The 4,975-nt window shown below is 61.5% G+C and carries 6 protein-coding genes and 2 pseudogenes; 2 read left to right on the top strand and 6 right to left on the bottom strand.

Annotated features, from left to right (window positions below):
* Together ACP151_RS20930 and ACP151_RS20925 are read left to right on the top strand one after the other, a co-directional pair.
* Window positions 1–226 (top strand): annotated as a pseudogene (locus tag ACP151_RS20930) (IS5/IS1182 family transposase); the annotation flags it as partial.
* Between the two features lie 87 nt (window positions 227–313).
* Window positions 314–655, top strand: a complete 342-nt coding sequence (locus ACP151_RS20925; protein WP_424980747.1) for a zinc ribbon domain-containing protein YjdM — start codon at window positions 314–316, stop codon at window positions 653–655.
* On the opposite strand, the gene ACP151_RS20920 is transcribed toward ACP151_RS20925, so the two are convergent.
* From ACP151_RS20920 to ACP151_RS20895, 6 genes and pseudogenes are all read right to left on the bottom strand, one after another.
* Window positions 652–1,086: a DMT family transporter gene (locus ACP151_RS20920; RefSeq protein WP_424980746.1), complete on the bottom strand. Its 435-nt coding sequence runs from the start codon at window positions 1,084–1,086 to the stop codon at window positions 652–654. The two genes, ACP151_RS20925 and ACP151_RS20920, sit on opposite strands and share 4 nt — an antisense overlap.
* Before the next feature lie 91 nt (window positions 1,087–1,177).
* Entirely contained in the window at window positions 1,178–1,858 is a 681-nt protein-coding gene (locus ACP151_RS20915; protein ID WP_424980745.1) for a hypothetical protein, read from the bottom strand.
* A gap of 13 nt (window positions 1,859–1,871) precedes the next feature.
* On the bottom strand, window positions 1,872–2,528 hold the full coding sequence (locus ACP151_RS20910) for a DNA-3-methyladenine glycosylase I (protein ID WP_424980744.1): 657 nt from the start codon (window positions 2,526–2,528) through the stop codon (window positions 1,872–1,874).
* 28 nt (window positions 2,529–2,556) lie between these two features.
* Window positions 2,557–3,321: a hypothetical protein gene (locus ACP151_RS20905; RefSeq protein WP_424980743.1), complete on the bottom strand. Its 765-nt coding sequence runs from the start codon at window positions 3,319–3,321 to the stop codon at window positions 2,557–2,559.
* A gap of 893 nt (window positions 3,322–4,214) precedes the next feature.
* Window positions 4,215–4,757, bottom strand: a complete 543-nt coding sequence (locus ACP151_RS20900) for a hypothetical protein (RefSeq protein WP_424980742.1) — start codon at window positions 4,755–4,757, stop codon at window positions 4,215–4,217.
* A pseudogene (locus tag ACP151_RS20895) lies at window positions 4,750–4,975 on the bottom strand (IS5/IS1182 family transposase); the annotation flags it as partial. The pseudogene ACP151_RS20895 and the gene ACP151_RS20900, both read right to left, overlap by 8 nt.

Raw genomic sequence — 4,975 nt, 5'->3', positions numbered from 1 at the left:
CGAGATACTGCGCGCTTCGCAACGCTTCGGCAGGGCGCTGTGGAAACGATGGAGTGGTTATCACATCCGAAGTCGCGTGGAGGCCAAAATGCTATGCCTCAAGGCATTCGGCGAACGCATCATGGCGAGGGACCCAGACAGACAAACCGCCGAAATCCACATCCGCATCGCTCTCATGAACCGATTCTCGGCCCTCGGCACCGCCGAGATCGTGTGTGATGGATGAATCCGCCGCGGAAAGGGGAAGCTCGTCCTCAAAACGAGTTGCGCAACAACGCCGTGTTGATCCGGTTTGTCGGCTACCAGCTTGCTTATGACCGATACTCTGCCGCCGTGCCCCGAATGTTCATCCGCCTATGTCTATCAACAGGATGCTCTGCTGATCTGCCCCGAATGCGCCCATGAGTGGGCTGCCGGGGACGCTGGGGGCGAGACCAAGGACGTGCGTGACAGTGTCGGCAATCTGCTGGCAGACGGGGATACGGTGACGGTGATCAAGGATCTGAAGCTGAAGGGCACGTCCTCAGTCATCAAGGTCGGCACCAAGGTGCGCGGCATCCGGCTGGTGGAGGGCGATCACGACATTGACTGCAAGGTGCCGGGTGTCGGACCGATCGGGTTGAAGTCGCAGTTTGTGAAGAAGGTGTCAGGTTAGGCCAGCTGGGTGATCCAGACCCCCAGTGCCATCACTGAAATGCCCGCCGCGCGGGTCAGGGTCAACGGGCTGATCTGGGCGCCGAACAATCCGAAATGATCGATGGCAGCAGCGGAGATCAGCTGGCCGATCAGCACGAAAAACACCGCGTTGCCGACGCCGAAATGCGGCGCCACATGGGTGATCGACAGTACGTAGAAAGCAACCAGCACGCCCGCCAGCAACAGATGCTTTGGTGCAGCGGGGATCTTGGCCAGGGCCTGCGGGCCTGCGATCAGCGCATATAGCGATGTGGCAACCAGCGCGATCAGGAACAGCACCACTGCGGCAGAGGCCGGGGAGCCGATGAGCTTGCCGAGTGCTGCGTTCAGCGCAGCCAGGACCGGAATGCCGAGGCCTGCGGCCAGCATGATGAGGGCGTAATGAGTCATGGGGCGGCTCCTGCAGCTGTCGTGTGCGGGTTTGTGGACGCAAACCCCGGTGCAGCACAAGGGCTTCGTCGCGGCGCCGGACATCGGCGGGTTAGTCGCAGATACCGTTCAGCTCCGCATCCTTCCAGGGCAGATAGACGTCCTGCTCTCGGCTGTGTGGCAACGGGCTGACCGGCATTGCTGCAGACAGCATCCGGTGGAGCCGCCCGGTGCGTGCGGCCTGAGGGGCGAGGGCGCGGCAGCAGACGTATTCCTCGATGATGGCGCCCTGCTGTTCAAACCCGTAGGTGCCGAACTCCGGATCCCCCTCCAGGTCAAACAGATAGGGATCGCGGCTTTGGCCATGTTCTGCGGCTGCCCGAAGCGGCGAGTAGCCGGTTTGCCTGCGGTTCTGCCATTGCCAGACATGGGTGGCCTCATGCGCCAGCAGCATTGCCTCCACCAGATGCAGGCGGTCCGGGTAGTCCGGCAGGTAGTTGTCCAGATACCAGTCACGGGTGAAGAAGATCCGGTTGAACAGGGCCACTGCAGCGGGTTTGGCGGTGACGATCTCTTCTTTTACCGGCGGCAGGATACGTTCGCGGCAGGTCACGCGCGGGCGCGGCATGCGGCGGAAGGTAACGGCCCCCAGCGGCGCGCCGTTCACAATGCGGACCTGGTCCGCGTTGAGGCTGGGTCCATGCAGCCCGGCGAGATAGGCGCGCTCTGTTTCGGTCAGCGGGCGGCCGCAGGCGGCGAGGATCAGCAGGAAGAGGAGCAGGCAGCGGATCATATGAAGCCCCGCCTCAGCAGCTCAGAGCCAGCACGCGGCTGATTTCGGTGAGAGAGCGACCCGATTGCTGCATCCAGGTGTTGAAGGCGGCCTGCACGGACTTCATTGCAGTCTTGGACGCGGCGGGCTTGTCGATGACCCCTTCGGCAATCAGACGGGCGGTGACATCCCGGCTGAGGATGAAACTGTCCCGTCCGGCAAAGCGCATGGCGTATTGCCCCGTGTTTCCCCCCAAACGGCTGCCGCGTTTCTTTAGCATCTCCAGCAGGCCGGTGTAGTCGGCAGAGGGCCAACCGCCCAGCACCGCGCCCGCGCCACCCTGGTCGCGCAGCTCCATCAGGAAAGCGGCGTTTGCGCGTATAGTGGCGAGTTTGGCGCCGTTTCTGACCACACGCGTGTCGCCAAGGATGGCGTCGAATTCTCGGTCGTCCATAAAGGCGCAGGGGCCGGGATCGAAGCCGTGAAAGACCTCCTCGAACCCGTCCCATTTGGCCTCGATCACTTTCCAGTTGAAGCCCGCCTGGAAGATGCATTTGGTCATCACTGACAGCCAGCGGTCCTCGGGCAGGCTGGTGACGCCTGGGTCTGGTGCGGCGAGTTTCGCTTCCAGCGCGTCTGCGCCGCCGTGGCGGGTGGCAGAGATGGTATAGATCTCGTCGAAGGTGCGCATGGGGAACCTCTGCTGGGGCAGGATCAGGTTAGCGGTGCTGGCGCAGCTCGACAATGGATTTGCTGAGCCGGAAGGGGGCGGCAAAACTGACAAGGCACAGCGCGATAATCTGCAGGACCAGGATATGGGCGTTTGCTTGCAGGTATTCCCATTCATCCTTGAGCTTGGAGACATGGGCAATGAGGCCGTCATAGGCGCGTGCAATGATCAGGAAGTCGCCCGCGATGGCGGGGACCTTGCGGCGCATGGTGTCGACGGCGGCCTGCGCGGGTGCGTCGAGTGCGGTGAAAACCAGAAAAGCCTCTGGGTCAAAGGCGCTGGCCTGGGCCTCCATGTCCTTCATCTCGTCCATTTCCGTGCGGCCTGTGCCGAACAGGAAGCTGAGCCCCTGCAGCGGGGCGACCTCATCCGTCACCGCGATGAACAGCGGCAATTCGGCGTTGCCTGCGGTGGAGGCCGAGAGGAATTCGACCTTCTCGCACAGGACCGCGATGTCGGCGTCATAGGCGGGGTCGCAGAAGCGCAGGCGGAAGCGGGCGGCGTCGCGGTCGAAAGCCGCAGTGGCGGCATAGGCGATGTCGATCTGACGTTCGAGGCGCGAGGAGTCGGCGGCGTAGATGCCGGAAACGACGGCGACCAGCGCGCCGAAACCGCCCAGGACCACCCAGACCAGATCCGCCAGTTTCCAGGCGCGATGGCCTGCAGGTTTGCGAAACAGGACGGCTGTGCCGATGAGGCCGGTGAGGAAGAACAGGATCAGGAGGGGCAGCTGGTTGTCCGCGATAAAGGCCATGGCTGTTTCCCTGCTGTGGTTGGCTGTCCTAACCATAAGAAGAGAAAGCGGTTTCAGGCAACCGCCCTCACGAAGCTGTCACCGGATGCGCGGGTTTGGCCGGGCGGGAGTGTGCCCCGGTCCGGTATTTGTCTGCCCGATTGACTGTCTGGAGCCGACGGGCCGTTTGGCTTGTGTGGCCGTGATGTGCAGGCCGGTTAAGAAGGGGCGGCGCCGCCAAGTGGCCCGGAGGGGCCGGAGGCGGAGGGCCGGGCAGGGGTATGCTACGTCCCCATGTCCGCTCGAAAGCTTCCGTTGTGCGGAGAACCCCGGACCCTATGAAGAGATGGTCCTGGGGGTTCCCGTGTCTCCTGTTGGTGCGGGGTGTCAGCCCGCACCGGCGTGTCGCGACGGATTGGAGTATGGCAGAGCGGGGTTAAGGCAGGGGAAGCGGGGCGCGCGGTGGATCGGGGTTTGGCGCAACGGGGGTGGTTTTTCTTGACCGGATAGCCTGCGGCCCTGTCTGTGTCTGCCTTCGGCGAGAGTATTTTTAGAAAGATGAAGTCAGGGCGGTGTGCTTCTTGGGGCGTGTCGCGCAGCGGCCCGGCCCGCGCCTGTTTGGGCTCTGCCCGTTTCGACCTGAAACTGTCGTCCGCACAGTTTCCTGGAGGGTCTCAACTCCCCTCCCGGGAGTTCACGCTGGTCCGCGCAGCGGCAAACCGTCCGGGGGACGGTTTGAAGTGTGGACGGGCGGAGCCCCTCGCACCCAACCGTGCAAGTCAAAGAGCGGCGCTGGCAGGATGTCCCTGGGACGTGGGGCGCTAGCCGCACGGCCCGCGCCTGACCTTCCCCCCGGGAAGGCGCATTCACGCCTCCCCAAGGTCAGGCGCGGGCCTTGTGTTGCGGGAGAATGGCTACTTTTTCTTCTTCATTTCAGTCGCTATGATTCCGTCAGATAGAGAGACGAATTCCTCTAGAGCATCCAACCAAAGTTCGACTGTACTCACGCTTAACTTGCTGACTTTGTGGTGACTGTGCAAATCCGCTTCATGTGCAATTGAGTGCCGTCGGTAAACTGCTTTATTAACCCGATCTCTAAGCCTTTTCTTTTTTGATTTCTTGCACACTCTATCCGTTAGGTTGTGAAGCCCTACCTTCTTAAAGAGCTTGTCAATTTCCTTGGTTTGCTGAGTTGTCAGGTAGAAAAGCTCGGGTTGAACCTTATTCCGAATGGTTCGGAACGGGCGATCTCTTTGTTCAGCGAGAAGTTTTAAGGTCAACTTTAGAGTAACGCCTGCGTTCAGCAGCAACTCTATGATCTCATCGCTTGGCTCTTCTCGCTTTAGGTAGTTGGCAAGAAGTTCGGCGAACCTGTGCGTGAAGTACCGATCAAATCGGCGTTGTTGCGCAACTCGTTTTGAGGACGAGCTTCCCCTTTCCGCGGCGGATTCATCCATCACACACGATCTCGGCGGTGCCGAGGGCCGAGAATCGGTTCATGAGAGCGATGCGGATGTGGATTTCGGCGGTTTGTCTGTCTGGGTCCCTCGCCATGATGCGTTCGCCGAATGCCTTGAGGCATAGCATTTTGGCCTCCACGCGACTTCGGATGTGATAACCACTCCATCGTTTCCACAGCGCCCTGCCGAAGCGTTGCGAAGCGCGCAGTATCTCG

Source organism: Leisingera sp. S232 (genome assembly GCF_049800895.1).
Classification (GTDB): Bacteria; Pseudomonadota; Alphaproteobacteria; order Rhodobacterales; family Rhodobacteraceae; genus Leisingera.
The sequence above is the reverse complement of the archived record's forward strand: the minus strand, read 5'-3'. Positions and strand labels throughout refer to the sequence as shown.

Bases quoted from the DNA above. Each gene is read 5' to 3' on its own strand.
- ACP151_RS20920 (WP_424980746.1), bottom strand. From the start codon at position 1,086: ATGACTCATTACGCCCTCATCATGCTGGCCGCAGGCCTCGGCATTCCG.
- ACP151_RS20905 (WP_424980743.1), bottom strand. From the start codon at position 3,321: ATGGCCTTTATCGCGGACAACCAGCTGCCCCTCCTGATCCTGTTCTTC.
- ACP151_RS20900 (WP_424980742.1), bottom strand. From the start codon at position 4,757: ATGGATGAATCCGCCGCGGAAAGGGGAAGCTCGTCCTCAAAACGAGTT.
- ACP151_RS20915 (WP_424980745.1), bottom strand. From the start codon at position 1,858: ATGATCCGCTGCCTGCTCCTCTTCCTGCTGATCCTCGCCGCCTGCGGC.
- ACP151_RS20910 (WP_424980744.1), bottom strand. From the start codon at position 2,528: ATGCGCACCTTCGACGAGATCTATACCATCTCTGCCACCCGCCACGGC.
- ACP151_RS20925 (WP_424980747.1), top strand. From the start codon at position 314: ATGACCGATACTCTGCCGCCGTGCCCCGAATGTTCATCCGCCTATGTC.